The sequence below is a fragment of the Streptomyces sp. DH37 genome (assembly GCF_029813835.1).
In the GTDB taxonomy this organism is placed as follows: Bacteria; Actinomycetota; Actinomycetes; order Streptomycetales; family Streptomycetaceae; genus Streptomyces.
In genome coordinates this window covers 119680-135799 of the sequence record NZ_JARVKV010000008.1, presented here as the reverse complement: position 1 = coordinate 135799, position 16120 = coordinate 119680, and the positions used below count along the sequence as shown (strand labels likewise).

At 76.2% G+C, this 16120-nt stretch carries 8 protein-coding genes; 7 read left to right on the top strand and 1 reads right to left on the bottom strand.

The window, feature by feature from the left end:
- Positions 1 to 126: 126 nt before the first annotated feature.
- The 5 genes from QC029_RS06995 to QC029_RS06975 are packed head-to-tail and all read left to right on the top strand — an operon-like array spanning position 127 to position 13262.
- Positions 127 to 7347: a beta-ketoacyl synthase N-terminal-like domain-containing protein gene (locus QC029_RS06995; RefSeq protein ID WP_279554572.1), complete on the top strand. Its 7221-nt coding sequence runs from the start codon at positions 127 to 129 to the stop codon at positions 7345 to 7347.
- Positions 7344 to 8948 (top strand): PfaD family polyunsaturated fatty acid/polyketide biosynthesis protein, encoded by a 1605-nt coding sequence (locus QC029_RS06990; protein ID WP_279554571.1) that lies wholly within the window; start codon positions 7344 to 7346, stop codon positions 8946 to 8948. Before QC029_RS06995 ends, QC029_RS06990 begins: the two co-directional genes overlap by 4 nt.
- The gene (locus tag QC029_RS06985; RefSeq protein WP_279554570.1) at positions 8945 to 10744 is read left to right on the top strand and encodes an acyl-CoA dehydrogenase family protein; all 1800 of its coding nucleotides are present in this window, start codon (positions 8945 to 8947) and stop codon (positions 10742 to 10744) included. The genes QC029_RS06990 and QC029_RS06985 overlap by 4 nt, the downstream gene beginning before the upstream one ends.
- The gene (locus tag QC029_RS06980; protein WP_279554569.1) at positions 10741 to 12525 is read left to right on the top strand and encodes an acyl-CoA dehydrogenase family protein; all 1785 of its coding nucleotides are present in this window, start codon (positions 10741 to 10743) and stop codon (positions 12523 to 12525) included. The genes QC029_RS06985 and QC029_RS06980 overlap by 4 nt, the downstream gene beginning before the upstream one ends.
- A complete protein-coding gene (locus tag QC029_RS06975; RefSeq protein WP_279554567.1) occupies positions 12522 to 13262 on the top strand; it encodes a 4'-phosphopantetheinyl transferase superfamily protein in 741 nt (246 codons plus the stop codon). The genes QC029_RS06980 and QC029_RS06975 overlap by 4 nt, the downstream gene beginning before the upstream one ends.
- 1 nt (position 13263) lies before the next feature.
- Here the strand turns inward: QC029_RS06975 and QC029_RS06970 are convergent, their stop codons facing one another.
- Positions 13264 to 13917, bottom strand: a complete 654-nt coding sequence (locus QC029_RS06970) for a MerR family transcriptional regulator (RefSeq protein ID WP_336621564.1) — start codon at positions 13915 to 13917, stop codon at positions 13264 to 13266.
- A gap of 163 nt (positions 13918 to 14080) precedes the next feature.
- On the opposite strand from QC029_RS06970, the gene QC029_RS06965 reads away from it, so the two are divergent.
- Together QC029_RS06965 and QC029_RS06960 are read left to right on the top strand one after the other, a co-directional pair.
- Positions 14081 to 14482: a DUF3291 domain-containing protein gene (locus QC029_RS06965; RefSeq protein ID WP_279554565.1), complete on the top strand. Its 402-nt coding sequence runs from the start codon at positions 14081 to 14083 to the stop codon at positions 14480 to 14482.
- A gap of 83 nt (positions 14483 to 14565) precedes the next feature.
- Entirely contained in the window at positions 14566 to 16032 is a 1467-nt protein-coding gene (locus tag QC029_RS06960; RefSeq protein WP_279554564.1) for an MFS transporter, read from the top strand.
- Positions 16033 to 16120: the final 88 nt, after the last annotated feature.

Below are 16120 nucleotides of genomic sequence, written 5' to 3'. Positions count from 1 at the left end.
GCGGGAGGGGGCCGGCCCCCTCCCGCCCCGCCGGACGGCCCGTACGCGAGGCCCACCGCCGTCTGCCCGCCCGCCGACGCCTCGCCCGTCCCAGAACCCACCACCGAGCGGAAGTCACGGAGAAAAATGTCGCGTTCACCTCGCCGGGACGAGCCGGTCGCCATCGTCGGCATGGCCTGCCTGCTCCCGGGCGCCCACAGCCCCGAGGAGTTCTGGACCGGCCTGCTCGCCGGTGCGGACCACCGCACCGAAGGCGGCCGGGACGTCTTCGGCACCGGCCCCGACGTTCCCGGCGGCTGGGGCGACCCGGACCACCGCGTCACCGCTGTGCGCGGCGGTTTCGTCACCGAGCCCCCCATACCCCTCGACGGCCTGCGCCTGCCCGCCGAGCGCCTGGCCTCCCTGGACCGCGTGGTCCACTGGTCCCTGCACACCGTGCGCCAGGCCCTCGCCGACGCCGGACTGGACGCGCACCCCGACGCTCTGGCCCGCACCGGCCTGGTCCTGGGCAACTACGCCTTCCCCACCGAGCAGTCGGTGCGGCTGTGCACCCCGCCGGTGCGGCAGGCCGTCACCGAGGGCCTCTCCCGCGCCGGGCTGCCGCTGCCCGCGGACGCGCCCGGAGCGGACGGGGAACCCGCCCCCGAGAACCTGTGGCCGTTCGGCGGCCCGGCGGTCACCACCGCCGACGCCCTCGGACTCGGCGGTCCGCGGCTGGCCCTGGACGCGGCCTGCTCCTCCGCCCTCTACGGCATCTCCCTGGCCCGCGACTACCTGGCCACCGGCCGGGCCGACACCATGGTCGCCGGGGCGGTCTGCGCCCCCGACCCGCTCCTGATCCACCTCTCCTTCTCCGACCTGCGCGCCTACCCGGACAACGGCGTCAGCCAGCCGTTCGACGGCCGGTCCACCGGCATCGTCACCGGCCAGGGCGCCGGGGCCTTCGTCCTGAAGCGGCTCGCGGACGCGCTGCGCGACGGCGACCGGGTGTACGCGGTGCTGGAGTCCATCGGGCTGAGCAACGACGGCGCCGGCCGCCACCTCCTCAGCCCCAACCAGGCCGGGCAGCTCGCCGCCTACCGCCAGGCGTACGCCGGGATCGACCCGGCCACCGTGGACTACATCGAGTGCCACGCCACCGGCACCCCGCTGGGCGACGCCACCGAACTGCGCGGCCTCACCGTCTTCTTCGCCGAGCACGGCGGTGTGCCGCCGCTGCTGGGGTCGGTCAAGGGCAACGTGGGGCACCTGCTGACCGTGGCCGGCTTCACCAGCCTGCTCAAGGCCGTGCTGGCGCTGCGGCACGGCACCGTGCCCGCCACGCCGGGGGTGGCCGAGCCGCTGCGCCCGGCGGGCGGCGAGGCCGCCGCCGAGCGGATCGTGCGGGAGCGGCGGCCCTGGCCGGAGGGGAAGGGGCCGCGCCGTGCGGCGGTCTCCGCGTTCGGCTTCGGCGGCACCAACGCGCACCTGGTCCTGAGCGGTCCGGAGACCGCCGCGTCCGTGCCGGTGCCCGCGCCCTCGGAGAAGCCCGTCCGGGCGCCCGAGCCGCCCCCGCTGCCCCGGCTCGCGGTGACCGGCCTGGGCACCCGGCTCGGCCCGCTGGCCGGCACCGGGGCGCTGCACCGCGCCGCGCGGCTGGGCCGCACCGCCCTCACCGGACGCCCGCCGCACCGCTGGTACGGCGCGGACGCGATGGCGCGCGGCCCGCTGGCCGGCACGCCCGCCGAGGACTCCGCGGCGCGCGGCGGCTACCTGGACCGCATCGACGTCCACCCCCGCACCTACCGCATCCCGCCCAACGAGCTGGCCCAGGCCAACCCCCAGCACCTGGCCCTCTTCGAGGCCGCCGAACAGGCCCTCGCCGACGCGGGGTACCCCGCGCCGCCCCCCGGCACCAAGGCCGACGAACTGCCCGAGCGGCGGGTGGGCGTGGTGATCGCGATGGAGATGGAGCCGCGCACCCACACCCACCGGGCCCGGTTCGACATCGGCGCCCACGTACGGGCCGAGTGCGAGCGGGCCGGGGTGCACCTGGGCCGGGAGGAACTGGACCGCCTGGAGGAGGCGGTGCGCGGTGCCGTGCACGAGCCGATCGGCGCCAACGAGGTCCTCAGCTACATCGGCAACATCATGGCGAGCAGGCTGTCCTCGTCGCGCAACCTCACCGGGCCCTCCTTCACCGTCGCGGCGGACGGGACGGCGGCGGTCCGGGCGCTGGAGGTGGCCGGCCTGCTGCTGCTCGACCCGGCCGTCGAGGCGGTGCTGGTGGGCGGCGTCGACCTGGCGGCCGGGGCGGAGAACACCCGCGCCCGCGCCCGGCAGGCCGCCCGCGACGGCGAGGAACCGCCGCCGCTGGGCGACGGCGCGGTGGCCGTGGTCGTCACCCGGGCCGGGGAGGACACCGGCCGCCGGGTGTACGCGACGGTGGACGCCCTGCGCGTGCGCAGCGCGACCGCCGGCCGGGACGCCGCCGTGACCGAGGCGGCGCGCGCCGCACTCGCCGACGCCGGGGCGGCCCCCGGCGACATCGAGTACCTGGAGCTCGGCGGCCCCACCCCCGCCGTCCGCCGCGCCGAGGCCGCCGCCCTCGCCTCCGTCTACCGCCACGACCCGGCGGCGGACCCGGTCGGGGACACCGGCGCGGGCGACCCCTACGGCTGCGTGCTGGGATCCACGGGCGCGCTGGTGGGGGACACACAGCGCGCGGCGCCGCTGGCCGCCCTGGCCACGGCCGTGCTCGCCCTGCACCACGCCGACTTCCCCGCGGCCCCCGACGGCCTGCTGCCCGATCCGGAGGACGCCGCCCTCGAGGGCTCCCGCTTCACCGTGCTGGGCGATCCGCAGCCCTGGCCGGTCCGCCGCCGCGGCGCCGCCCGCGCCGCCGCGCTCAGCCTGCTCGGCGACCACGGCCCGGCCGGCGCCACCGCCGCCCACCTGGTGCTGCGCGGTGTGCCGCAGGGCGCCGCCCCGGCACGGCCGGCCGCCGACTGGCGCGGCGGCCCCGGCGTCCTGCTGCTGCCGCTCACCGCCGACGACGGCCCCGGACTCGCCGCCGCCGCCCGCGCCGCCGCCACCGCCCTCGCCGAGCGCGGTCCGGAGGCGGTGACGCACGAGGCGGTGCGTGAGCTGGCCGCCCGCCGCGCCCGCCACACCGCCGTCCTGGTCGCCGCCGACGCCGACCGGCTCGTCGGCGAACTGGCCGCCGCCGAACGCGACCTGCCGCGCGTCATCGCCGAGGGCGGCGAGTGGTCCACCCCCTCCGGGAGCTACTGCACCGCGCGCCCGATGGGCTCCGGCGGCAAGGTCGCCTTCGTGTACCCCGGCGCGTTCACCACCTACCCCGGCGCCGGACGCGACCTGTTCCGCCTCTTCCCCGCGCTCCTCGACGGCTTCGAGCGGGAGGCCGACCACCCGGCCCGCCGTCTGAAGCACCGCGCGCTCCACCCCCGCGCCCGCGGCCCGCTCGGGCGCCGGGAGCTGATGCGCCACGAGGAGGGGCTGATCGACGACATCCCCGTGATGCTCGCCGCCGGCACCAACTTCGCGGTCCTGCACACCCGGCTGCTCCGGGACGTGCTGGGCATCCGCCCCCACGGCGGCTTCGGCTACAGCCTGGGCGAGAGCAGCATGCTGTTCGCGGGCGGGGTGTGGGCCGAGTCCGCCCGGGACGACACCGCGCTCGCCGCCACCCCGCTCTTCCGGGACCGGCTGCGCGGCCCGAAGCTGCGCGTCCGCGACGCCTGGGGCATCCCCGCCTCCGTGCCGGACGGCGAGGTGTGGGCGACCCGGGTGCTGCTGGCCGGGCCGGACGCGGTGCGGGAGGCCATGGCCGGCCAGGAGCGGGTCTTCCTCACCCACGTCAACACCCCGCGCGAGGTGGTGATCGCCGGTGATCCGAAGCAGGTCGCCCACGTGATCGCGAAGGTGGGCTGCCAGGCCGCGAAGGCGCCCGCCAACCACGTCATGCACTGCCCGGTCGTCGACCCCGAACTCGACGCCCTGGCCGCCCTCAACGACTATCCGCTCGGCGATCCGGACCCCGGTCTGGAGCTGCTGTCCGCCTACGACTACGACCGGGTGGACCTGTCCGACCGGGAGCGGATCGCCCGCCGCATCGCGGTCACCCTGCGCAGCACCATCGACTTCGCCCGGCTGGCCGAGACCGCCCACGAGCGCGGCTACCGCTACTTCGTCGAAGTCGGCCCGGGCGCCACCTGCACCCGGTGGATCGGCGAGACGCTCAAGGGCCGCGACCACGTGGCGGTCTCCGTGGACCGGCGCGGCGCGCCCGTCGCCGCCGCGCTCGCCCAGGCCCTCGCCCGGCTGGTCGCCCACGGCCTGCCCGTCGACCTGGGCGTGCTGATGACGGAGCCGTCCGCCGCCGGACGGCCGGGGCCGGTGCTCTCCGTGCCGTGCGGCGGGGAGTCCATCGCCGACCGGACGGCGCGGGCCGCCGCCGCGGTCCTCACCCCCGACCCGCCCGAGGTGCTGTCCGACGACTCGGCACGCCCGTCCACGCCCCCCTCCGCCGCCCCGGAGACCCAGCCCAGTGAGGTGACCCCGGCCATGCCGCCCGTCCCCCCGGCCCCCACGGCACCGGTGATCCCCGCCCCCGACCCGGCGTCGGAGCGGATCGTCATCGAGGAGGAGCCGTTCGTCCACCTGCCGGAGCCGCTGCCGCGGCCCGCCGCCGAGCGGTACCGTCCGGCGGCCCTGGCCCGGCCCGCCGCGCCGCCGCTGCGGGCCCTGGCGGCGACCGTCGCCCAGGCGCACCGCTCCGCGCTGCGCGCCCAGGCCGCGCTCACCGAGACCGCGCTGCGGGCCCTGGAGACCGGTGCACCGCCTGCCGCCGCCGCGCCCCCTGCCGCCGCCGTCGCGCCGCCGGCTCCGTCCGCGCCGGGGCCCGCCGCCCGGGAGCGGCAGGTCCTGTGGGACGAGGAGGACCTGCTGGAGTTCGCCCGCGGCCGGGTCGCCCCGGTCTTCGGCCCGGCCTTCGCCGAGGTCGACACCTACCCGCGCCGCTGCCGCCTCCCCGAACCGCCGTACCTCTTCGTCAGCCGGGTCACCCGGCTCGCCGGCGAGACCGGGAGGTTCGAGCCCTCCGAGATCACCACCGAGTACGACGTGCCGGTCGGCGCCTGGTACACGGTGGACGGCCTGGTCCCGTGCGCGGTGACCATCGAGGCCGGCCAGTGCGACATGCTCCTCATCGCCTACCTGGGCATCGACTTCCGCACCCGCGGCGAACGCGTCTACCGGCTGCTCGACAGCCGGCTGGTCTTCCACGGCGGCCTGCCCCGCGAGGGCCAGACGCTCCGCTACGACATCCGCATCGACCGCTTCGTGTGGAACGGCGACAACCTGCTGTTCTTCTTCAACTACCGCTGCTACGCGAACGGGGAGCTGATCCTGGAGCTCCTCGACGCCTGCGCCGGCTTCTTCACCCCGGCCGAACTCGCCGACTCCCTCGGCGTGGTGGAGACCGCCGCGGACCGCAGGCGGCGCGCGGAGATGAGGCCGGCCCGGTTCAAGCCGCTGGCCCGCACCGACCGCACCTCCCTCACCGGCGCCGACCTGGAACTGCTCGCCGCCGGCCGCCCCGGCGAGGTCTTCGGCCCGCGCTGGGACCAGAGCGCCGACGGCTGTAACCGCTCGGTCCGGCTGCCCGACGAGCGGCTGCGCATGATCGACGAGATCCCGGTCGTCGACCGGCTCGGCGGGCCGCGCGGCCTCGGCGCGCTCACCGCCGTCAAGCGGCTGGACCCCGACGGCTGGTACTTCCGCTGCCACTTCACCGGCGACCCGGTGCTGGCCGGCTCGCTCATCGCCGAGGGCGGCGTGCAGCTCCTCCAGGTGTACGCCGTGTACCTGGGCATGCACATGGTCTTCCCCGACGCCGAGTTCCAGGCCGTGCCCGGCCTGGAGACCGAGGTCAAGGTGCGCGGCCAGATCACCCCGCAGACCCGGGAGGTCCGCTACGAGGTGGAGATCATCGAGCTGACCATGCTCCCGCGGCCCACCGTCGTCGCGGACATCACGGTCTACGACGGTGACAAGCCCATCGTCGCCATGCGGAACTTCGGCGTGCGGGTGCAGGAGAAGCCCGGCACCCCGTACCGCCCCGAGGCCGGCGGCGTCCCGGCCTTCCTGGGCCGCCGCAACGAGCGGGGCGAGGCGGCGTTCATCAACGAGCTCCACCTGGCGCACGCCGCCAAGGGCGACCTGGCCACCGCCATGGGCAGGGAGTTCGAGATCTACGCCGGCCGCCGCGCCCCCTACATCCCCAACGGGGACTTCCGGTTCGTGGACCGCATCATGCGGCTCGGCGGCACCCGCGGCGAGCTGAGCCCCGGCGCCACCATGGCCACCGAGTACGACTCCCCGCCGGAGGCCTGGTACTACCGGGACACCGCCGGGCCGGAGATGCCCAACTGCGTGGTGATGGAGACCTCCCTCCAGGCGGCGATCCTGCTCGGCTACTACCTCGGCGCCACTCTCCAGAGCCCGCAGGAGGAGCTGGCCATCCGCAACCTGGACGGCCGCGCCCGCTTCGTCCGCCGCCCCGAGCTGAGCGGGAAGACGATCCGGCACGAGTCGGAGCTGCTGTCCAGCCAGTCCGTGCCCGGCGCGACGCTCCAGAACTTCCGCTACCGGCTGCTCGCCGACGACGAGGTGTTCTACGAGGGCGAGTCGCTCTTCGGCTACTTCACCGACAAGGCCCTCGCCCACCAGGTCGGGCTGGACGCCGGCGCCCACGTGCCGCCGTGGCTGGAGACCGAGCGCGCCGGCCTCGACCCGGACCGGATGCGGACGCTGGCCGTGCGCGCCGACGACCGCTGGTTCACCCCCCGGCCCGGCACCGGGCTGCGCCTGGCCGACGACCACCTGCGGATGGTCGACGAGGTGACCGTGGTGGACGGCGGCGGCGCCCACGGCCGGGGCTACCTCTTCGGCCGGCGCACCGTCGCCGACGACGACTGGTACTTCGACTGCCACTTCCACCGCGATCCGGTGATGCCCGGCTCGCTCGGCGTCGAGGCGGTCATCCAGGCGCTCCAGGTGTACGTCATCGAGTCCGGCCTCGCCGACGGCATGGGCCCGGTGCGGTTCGGGGTCCCGCTCGACGTCGCCATGGCCTGGAAGTACCGCGGCCAGATCCTGCGCGGCGACGGCGAGATGACCTTCGAGACGCACATCAAGGAGGTCCGCCGGGACGGCGGCCGGCTCGTCGTCGTCGCCGACGCCTCCGTCTGGAAGCCGAACCTGCGCATCTACGAACTCACCGACGTGGCGGTGGAGGTCCTCCCCGCCCCGGCGGACGAAGCGGAGAAGGAGACCGCAGCATGACGACCCCCGTGCCCGGGGCCGCCCGCCCCGCACCCGCCACGGAGGCGCCCCGCACCGACCCGGAGGGAATCCGGCACGTACTGGGCCGGCTGGAGGAACCCTGCTACATCGTCGCCACCCCGCACGGGCCCGGCGCCACCACCGTCCGGCCCGGCCCGCACACCCGGGTCCTCGCCGCGCTCGGCCCGCTGCCGCCCGAGCGCCTGGGCTCCAGCGCCTTCCGGACCCGGCACGGCGTCCGCCTCGCCTACATGGGCGGCGCCATGGCGGGCGGCATCGCCTCCGAGGACCTGGTGACCGCCCTCGCCCGCTCCGGCTGCCTGGCCTCCTTCGGCGCGGCCGGCCTGCTGCCCGAGCGCATCGACCGCGCCCTGCGCCGCTTCGCCGCCGAGCTCCCGGGCCTGCCCTGGGCGGTCAACCTCATCCACAGCCCCAGCGAGGACGCCCTGGAGCGCGACGGCGTGGAGCTGCTGCTCAGGCACGGCGTCAGATGCGTCGAGGCGTCGGCCTACCTGGACCTCACCCCCCACGTGGTGCGCTACCGGGTGGCCGGGCTGCGGCGGGGCCGCGACGGACGGGTGGAGGCCGCCAACCGGCTCATCGCCAAGGTTTCGCGCCCCGAGGTGGCCGAGCGGTTCATGCGGCCCGCCCCGCAGGCCGTCGTCGCCGACCTGCTGGCCCGCGGGCTGGTCACCGCCGAACAGGCGGAACTCGCCCGGTACGTGCCCCTGGCCGACGACATCACCGCCGAGGCGGACTCCGGGGGCCACACCGACCGGCGCCCCCTCACCGCCCTCTTCCCGGCGCTGCTGGAGACGCGCGACGCCGTCCAGCGCGAACTGCGCTACCCGGTGCCGGTCGGGATCGGCGCGGGCGGCGGCATCGGCACCCCGCACGCGGCGGCCGCCGCCTACGCGATGGGGGCCGACTACGTGGTGGTGGGCTCCGTGCACCAGTCGTGCCTGGAGTCCGGCACCTCCGAGGCCGCCCGGCGGCTGCTCGCCGAAGCGGGGCTGGCCGACTGCGAGATGGCCCCCGCCGCCGACATGTTCGAACTCGGCGTGGAACTCCAGGTGCTGAAGAAGGGCACCCTGTTCCCGATGCGCGCCAAGCGCCTCTACGAGCTGTACCAGCGGTACGACGGGATCGAGGCCCTGCCGGAGAAGGAGCTGCGCCGCCTGGAGGAGCAGATCTTCCGCCGCCCGGTGGCGGAGGTGTGGCAGGAGGTCGAGGCGTACTTCGCCCGCCGCGACCCCGACCAGCTGCGGCGCGCCGCGGCCGTGCCGCGCCGCCGGATGGCGCTGCTCTTCCGCTGGTACCTGGGCATGGCCTCGCGGTGGGCGGTGACCGGCGAGGCGGACCGCACCGCCGACTTCCAGGTGTGGTGCGGCCCGGCCATGGGCGCCTTCAACTCCTGGGCGCGCGGCACCTATCTGGCCGCACCGGAGAACCGGCGTGCGGCGGACGTCGCCCGGCACCTGCTGCGCGGCGCCGCCTACGCCGCGCGGGTGCACCAGCTCGCGCTCGCCGGGGTGCGCCTGCCGCGCTCCTGCGCCGAGTACCGGCCGGCGCCCTCGGCCGTGGAAGGGGGCGGGCGATGACCGCGGAGGAGTGGCCGCGCTACGCCGCCGCGACCGCCCTGGACCGCGAGCTGGGCGACCCGCGCGAGGCGCGCAACCCCTTCGGGTTCGCCGCCGCGGCCGACCGGGACGCCTCCGGCTCCTTCCCGCACGCCCTCGCCGACCGGGCCGGGCCGCGGCTGCGCACCGCGTTCGTCCCGGCCGGCGAGGGCGGCACCCTCGCCGCCATGGACGCCACGCTGATGCTGGTGAGGGCCGCCGCCCGGCGGGACGCGGCGGTCATGCCCGCCACCATGTTCGGCATCACCGCGGCCACCTGCGTGCTGATCGCCGGCTCGGCCGGGCAGCGCGAACTCGCCGTCCGGCTGCTGCGCGACGGCGGCTCGCTGGGCTTCGCCCTCTCCGAGGCCGCGCACGGCAGCGACCTGCTGGCCAACGACTGCGCGGCCGAGCGCGCGCCGGGCGGCGGCTTCCGCCTCACCGGTGAGAAGTGGCTGGTCGGCCTCGGCGGGAGGTGCGAGGCGCTGCTGGTGGTGGCCCGCACCGGCGGGCGCGGCCCGGCCGCGTTCTCCGCGCTGCTCCTGGACGGCGAGCGGGCCGCGGCGGCCCGCCGCGGCGCCCGCCGCCCGGCGGGCATGCGCGGCGTGGACCTCGCCGGATTCCGCTTCGACGGGCTCACCGTGCCGGAGAGCGCGCTGGTCGGCGAGCCGGGCCGGGGCCTGGAGACCGCGATGAAGGCCATGCAGGTGGTCCGCACCGTGAGCACGGCGGCCAACCTGGCCTGCGCCGACACCGGTCTGCGCCTCGCGGCGGACTTCGCCGCCGCCCACCGGGTGGCGGGCCGCCCAGCCCTGGCGCATCCGGGCGTGCGGCGCGAACTGGCCACCGCCGCGGCCCTGCTGCTGGCCGGGGACGCGGTGGCGCTGGCCACCGCCCGGGGCCTGCACGTCCTGCCGGCCGCCCAGAGCCTGTGGTCGAGCGTGGCGAAGAAGGTGCTCACCGACGCCTCCGAGGAGGCGCTGGCGCGCTGCGCGGACGTGCTCGCCAGCCGCGGCGTGCTGGGCGACGGGCCGTACGCGGCGTTCGACGTCCTGCGGCGGGACAACGCCGTCGTCCGCTACATCGACACCAGCCCGACCGCCAACCTCCGCCTGGTCGCGGCCCACTTCGCCCGGCTGGCCGCCGCGTCGCCCGCCGCGGACGCGAAGGCCCCGGACTCGAAGGCACCGCACGCGAAGGCGCCGGACGCCGCCCTCGCGCAGGTGTTCGCGCTGGACGCCGAGCCGCCCGGGCTGCGCCTGGAGGGCCTGGAGCTGTCCGACCGCGGCGCGGACCCGGTGCTGGCCGCGGTGCCGGCGGTGGCCGCCGCCGTACGGCAGGAGGCGGCCGGCCGGCGCGTGGCGCGGGCCGTCACCCGGCTGGAGCGGGCCGTGTCCTGGCTCGGTCACGCCCTGCGCGCCCGCCGGGGCGCGGACCCGCTGCGCGACCAGGACCTCGCCGCGCGGCTGTGCTGGGTGCACGCCGCCGCGAGCTGCCTGCTGCTGTGGTGGCACAACCGCGACCGCCGCCTGTGCGGCGTGCCCGAGGGCGACGCCGGCTGGCTCGCCGCCGCCCTGACGGTGCTGCTGTCCCGGGCCGCGGGCCGCACCGCGCCGCTGCCGGAGGAGGACGCGGAGGCGGTCCTGGCCGCCGTACTGCCGCTGCACGCGGACGACCGCCTGTTCTCCGTCGCAGCCCTGCCCCTGGCGACCCCGGACCCCGGAGCCGGGGACACCGCGCCCGGGGAGCCCGCACCCCTGGAAGGAGCAGCCGTATGACCGCCGCCAAACTGGCCTCCCTCGCCGGGGAGCTGGAGGAGTACCTGGGCGATCCGCACGACGACCGCTCGCGGATGCCGTTCAGCCGCGTCCTCGACCACGACGAGCGCGAGCAGTACCCCTACGAGATGGTCGGCCTGCTGCAGTCCTGGGGACTGCACCACTACTGCCTGCCCGAGCGGTGGGGCGGGCGGGCGGGCGACGTGGAGGTCGGCTTCCAGCTCGTGAGGCTGGTGGCCCGCCGGGACCCGACCACCGCCACCGCGCTGATGATCACCAACGTGGCGTTCATGCCGACCTGGATCGCCGCCACCGACGAGCAGGGCAGGGCCGCCGTCGAGGCGATCAACCACGGCGGGCGGATGGCCTGGGGGCTGACCGAGCGCGGCCACGGCAGCGACATCCTCGCCAACGAGATGCGCGCCGAGAAGGTCCCCGGCGGCTACGTCCTGACCGGTGAGAAGTGGCTGATCGGCAACGCCACGGTGGCCGACGTGGTGAGCGTCCAGGCCCGCACCGACCCGCGCGGCGGGCCGGGCGGCTGGTCGGTCTTCGCGGTGGACAAGCGCCGCTGCCCGGCCGGTTCGGTGCTGCCGCTGCCGGGCGAACGCCTGCACGGACTGCGGGCCATCGACATGAGCGGCATCCGGCTGGACGGGGTGTTCGTGCCCGAGGAGTGCCGCATCGGCGCCGAGGGGCAGGGGCTCGAACTCGCCCTCCAGGGCGCTCAGGTGGCCCGTACGGTGATCTGCGCGATCGCGCTGGGCGCGGTGGACACCGCGCTGCGGGTGACCCTGGACTTCGCCGAGCAGCGGGAGATCTTCGGCCAGAAGGTCGCCGACATCCCCTACTCGCGGCGCCAGCTCGCCGAGTCCTTCGCCGATCTGATGCTGGCCGACGCGGTCTCCACGGCGGCCGTCCGGGCCCTCCAGGTGGTCCCGGAGCAGACCAGCGTCTTCTCGTCCGTCGTCAAGTACTTCGTGCCGACGCTGCTGGACCGCACGATGGCGCAGCTCTCGGTGGTGCTGGGCGCCCGCCAGTACCTGCGCGCCCACCCGCACTACGGCGTCTACCAGAAGATGCTGCGCGACCTGCTGGCGGTCCACTTCGTCGACGGCAACACGGTGGTGAACCTCAAGAGCGTCGGAGCCCAGCTCGACGCGCTGCTGACGACGGCGGTCTCGGCCGACGACGCCGCGCGCGCCGAGGCGGCCGGGCGGGCGGCCGTGGTGTACGACGCGGACGCGCCGCTGCCGCCGTGGGAGCCGCACCGCCAGCTCCTGGTCAGCCGCGGCCGGGACGACACGGTGGTCTCGCTGCCGGCGGCCGTGCGGCGGCTGCGGGAGGCGGCGGCCCGGCACGGCGACGAGCGGCAGCGGGACTGGCTGAACCGCGCGGCGGACCTGGCCGGGCGGCTGGCGGGGGAGTTCGCGCGGATGCGGGCGGAACTGGACCTGCTCAAGCAGCGGCAGGGGCGCGGGTACGGCTCCTCGGCCGAGCTGTTCCGGCTGGCCGAGCGGTACTGCGCGCTGCACGCCGCCGCCGCCTCCGTACAGCTGGCCACCGGGTCCGCCGAGGCGTTCGGCGGCGGCTTCCCGGACGGCGCGGTGCTGCTGCTCTCCCTGGAGCGGGTGTGGCGGCTGCTGTACCCGACCGAGACGGTCACCGACCCGCAGGTCGTGGACCGGGTGATGGAGGTGCTGCGCGAACTGCACGGCGCCCCGCGCCTGTTCTCCGCCCGGCCGGTCCCCGTCCGCGCGTCCACGCCCGCCCCCGAGTGACCGCCGCGCGGACCGCGGGGGTGTGGCTGCTGACCGAGGACGCGGTCGGGGGGGAGACGGCGAGGCGGGCCGCCGGCCTGCTCTCCCCCGACGAGCGCGGCCGCCTGGACCGCATCCTCCCGCCGGACGGCCGGCGCCGCTTCCTCGGCGCGCGGCTGCTGTGCCGCACCGTGCTCGGGGAGCTGCTGGGCGAGGACCCGGCCGCGCTCCGGTTCGCCCGCAGCGAGCTGGGCAGGCCGGAGCTGGACCCCAACCCGTGGGGGGTGCGGTTCAGCCTGGCGCACACCCGGGGCCTGATCGCCCTCCTGGTGAGCGGCGAGGGACCGTGCGGGCTGGACGCGGAGCCGGCCGAGGCGGGGGAGGACGCGGTCCGGTACGGCACGCGGTGGCTGGCCCCCGCCGAACGCGCGCTGCTGGCCGGGCTGCCGCCCGCGGAGCGGGCGCGGGCGTTCACCGACGTGTGGGTGCTGAAGGAGGCGTACACCAAGGCGCTGGGACTGGGTTTCCAGCACCGCTTCGACGGGTTCCGGCTCGGCCCGGACCGGTACGGCCGGATCGTGCTGGAGGACCCGGCGGTGCCGGCGGCCGAGACCCCGCGCTGGAGCTTCGCCCTGCTGTCGGCGCCCAGCGGGCACCGGCTGGGGGTGGCGGTGCGGCGGGACGGCGGCGGGCCCGGCCCGTGGACCGCCCCTGTGCCGCGGTACGTCGACCCGGTGGTGCCCGGTGCCGTCCGGTGACTCACCCGGCGGCGCCGGCGTCCCCGTCGGCGTAGCGCAGCGCGCTCTCGTGCTCCTGCGCCATCCGGCGCAGCGTCGCCAGCACCGGTTCCATGAGGACGGTCAGCACCAGGGCGCGCTCCGCGATGTCGATCCGGTCCTCGATCCCGGCGAGGTGGTCCAGGTCCAGCCGGGCGGTCGCGGCGGCCAGTTCGGCGTACGGCGCCAGCTCGTCGGCGCCGTACGCCGCGCCGACCTCGCGCAGCGCCCGCAGCCCGGCGGCCAGCGCCTCCCGGAGCGGCGACGCCTCGGTGACGGTCCAGCCCATCCGCTCGATGAGCCGCTGCACCTCGGCCGTGCTGCCGTCGTCGTCCGCGCCGTCCTCACCGCTCCGGGAGGCGCCGGCCGCCGGGGGGCGCAGGGCGTAGTGCGTGACGCCGAGGGTCCGGTACCGGTCGAGCGGTTCGGCGATCGCCTCCAGGACCTCCCGGGTGGCGGCCACCGAGAGCCCGCCGAGGGTGATCAGCGCCCGTACCAGGCGCAGCCGCCGCAGATGGTCCTCCTCGTACTCGGCCTGGTTGGTGGCCGTCGCCCGCCCGGCCGGCAGCAGGCCCTCCCGCAGATAGAACTTGATCGTCGGGACGGGCACGCCGCTGCGACGGCTCAGTTCGGACATCTTCACGGGGGTTCCTCGCTCCCGAAGTGGCTGCGGATGTCGGTAGACAAAGGAAGTGTAACGTGCCACTATCCATAGCGGATAGTTCCACTATCGATTTATCGCGGGCGCTGTCACCGCGTCGCCCGTCAGCAGCCCCCTCCGCAGAGCAAGGACCCGACTCATGCCGACACTCCCCTGGGCGAAGATCAATCCGGCGCCCCCCTCCGCCGAGGCGTTCGTCATGGCCTCCCGGCTGGAGGTCTCGTCGCTGCGGCACGTCCCCCGCTTCTTCTGGCTCTCCCTCGCCACGTGGCGGCAGGCCCGCCGGGCGCCGGGCGCCTTCGGGGCCTCGCTCATCGCCCAGCTCACCCGCGGCGTCTTCTGGACCCTGTCGGCCTGGGAGAGCAAGGAGGCGCTGTACGCCTACGCCAAGGCCGAGCCGCACAACTCGATCATGAAGCGGCTGCGGCCCACCATGCGCCAGTCCCACTTCGTCTTCTGGACCGTCCCCGGCGAGCGGCTCCCCATCTCCTGGGACGACGCCCGCACGCGCCTGGAGGACGCCCGGACCCGGCAGTCCTGAACCGCCCGCCCCCCGCCCGTTCATCCGCCCGTCCACCTGTCCCTCCACCCGCCCGTCCACCATCTCGATCCGGGAGGACGCCCTTGTCCACCGCCGCATCCGCCGCTCCGGGCGCGACGCGCACGCCGCTGTGGCTGTCGATCGTCGCCTGCTCCCTGCCGATGTTCATGACCGCCCTGGACAACCTGGTGGTGTCCACCGCGCTGCGGACCCTCCAGCAGGACCTCTCGGCGAGCACCCAGGACCTCCAGTGGTTCGTCAACGCCTACACCCTGGGCTTCGCCTGCTTCCTGCTGGTCTGCGCCGGCCTGGGCGACCGCTACGGACGCCGCCGGTTCTTCGTCGCCGGCATCACCGTCTTCACCCTGGCCTCCGTCGGCTGCGGCCTCTCCACCGGCAGCGGCCAGCTCATCCTCTTCCGCGCGCTCCAGGGGCTGGGCGCCGCCGCGGTCATGCCCCTGTCGCTGACCCTGCTCTCCGCCGCCGTCCCCGACCGGCTGCGCGGCCTGGCCGTCGGCCTGTGGAGCGCGGTCAGCGGCACCGCCGTCGCGCTCGGCCCGGTGGTGGGCGGCGCGGTCGTGGACGGACTGGCCTGGCAGTGGATCTTCTGGATCAACGTGCCGGTCGGGCTGGTCGCGGTGCCGCTGGCGCTGGTGGTCCTGAAGGAGAGCCGCGGGGAGCGGGCCCGCATCGACGTCGAGGGCATGCTGCTGGTCACCGTCGGCCTCCTCGCCCTGGTCTGGGGCATCGTCAACGGCGAGACGCGCGGCTGGACCGACGGCCGGGTGCTGCTCGCCCTGGCCGGCGGCACGGTGCTGCTCGCCCTGTTCACCCTCTGGGAGAGGCGCACCGAGGCCCCGCTGCTGCCGCTGCGCTTCTACCGGATCCGCGCCTTCACCCTCACCAACGTGGTCTCCGCCGCCATGTACTTCGGCGTCTTCGGGTCGATCTTCCTGCTCGCGCAGTACCTCCAGATCGCGCCGCCGCGCACCCCGCTGCACGCCGGTGTGCTCACCCTGTCCTGGACCCTGATGCCGATGTTCGTGGCGCCGCTGGCGGGCATGCTCACCAACCGGGTGGGGGGCGGCCGGCTGATGGGACTGGGCCTGCTCCTCCAGGCGGCCGGCCTGGCCTGGATCAACCTGGTGGCGACGGTCGACACCCCCTACTCCCGCCTGGTCGCCCCGATGGTCCTCGCGGGCATCGGAATGGGCCTGACCTTCGCGCCCGCCGCCACGGTGGTGCTCTCCGCCGTGCGGCGGGAGGAGCACGGGAAGGCGTCCGGCGCCAACAGCACCGCCCGGGAGGTCGGCGGCGTCCTGGGCGTGGCCGTCCTCGGCACCGTCTTCGCGGCCTACGGCGGCTACGCGTCCGCGCAGGACTTCGTGGACGGCGTACGGCCCGCCCTGTGGATCGGCGCCGCGGTCACCGCGCTCGGCGGCCTGGTGGCCTTCGCCATCCCGAGGCAGCCCGTCCGGAACCCGGAGCCGGAGTCCGACGGCGCCGACCCGGCGGCGCCGGACGTCCGCGAGGTGGAGCAGGCGGCCTGAGCGGACCGCCGCCCGGCCCCCTCCGCCGCCCGGCGCCCCTCCGCCCGGTGCAGCCGCTTCCAGGACCGCCTCCGTACGGCGGGGACCC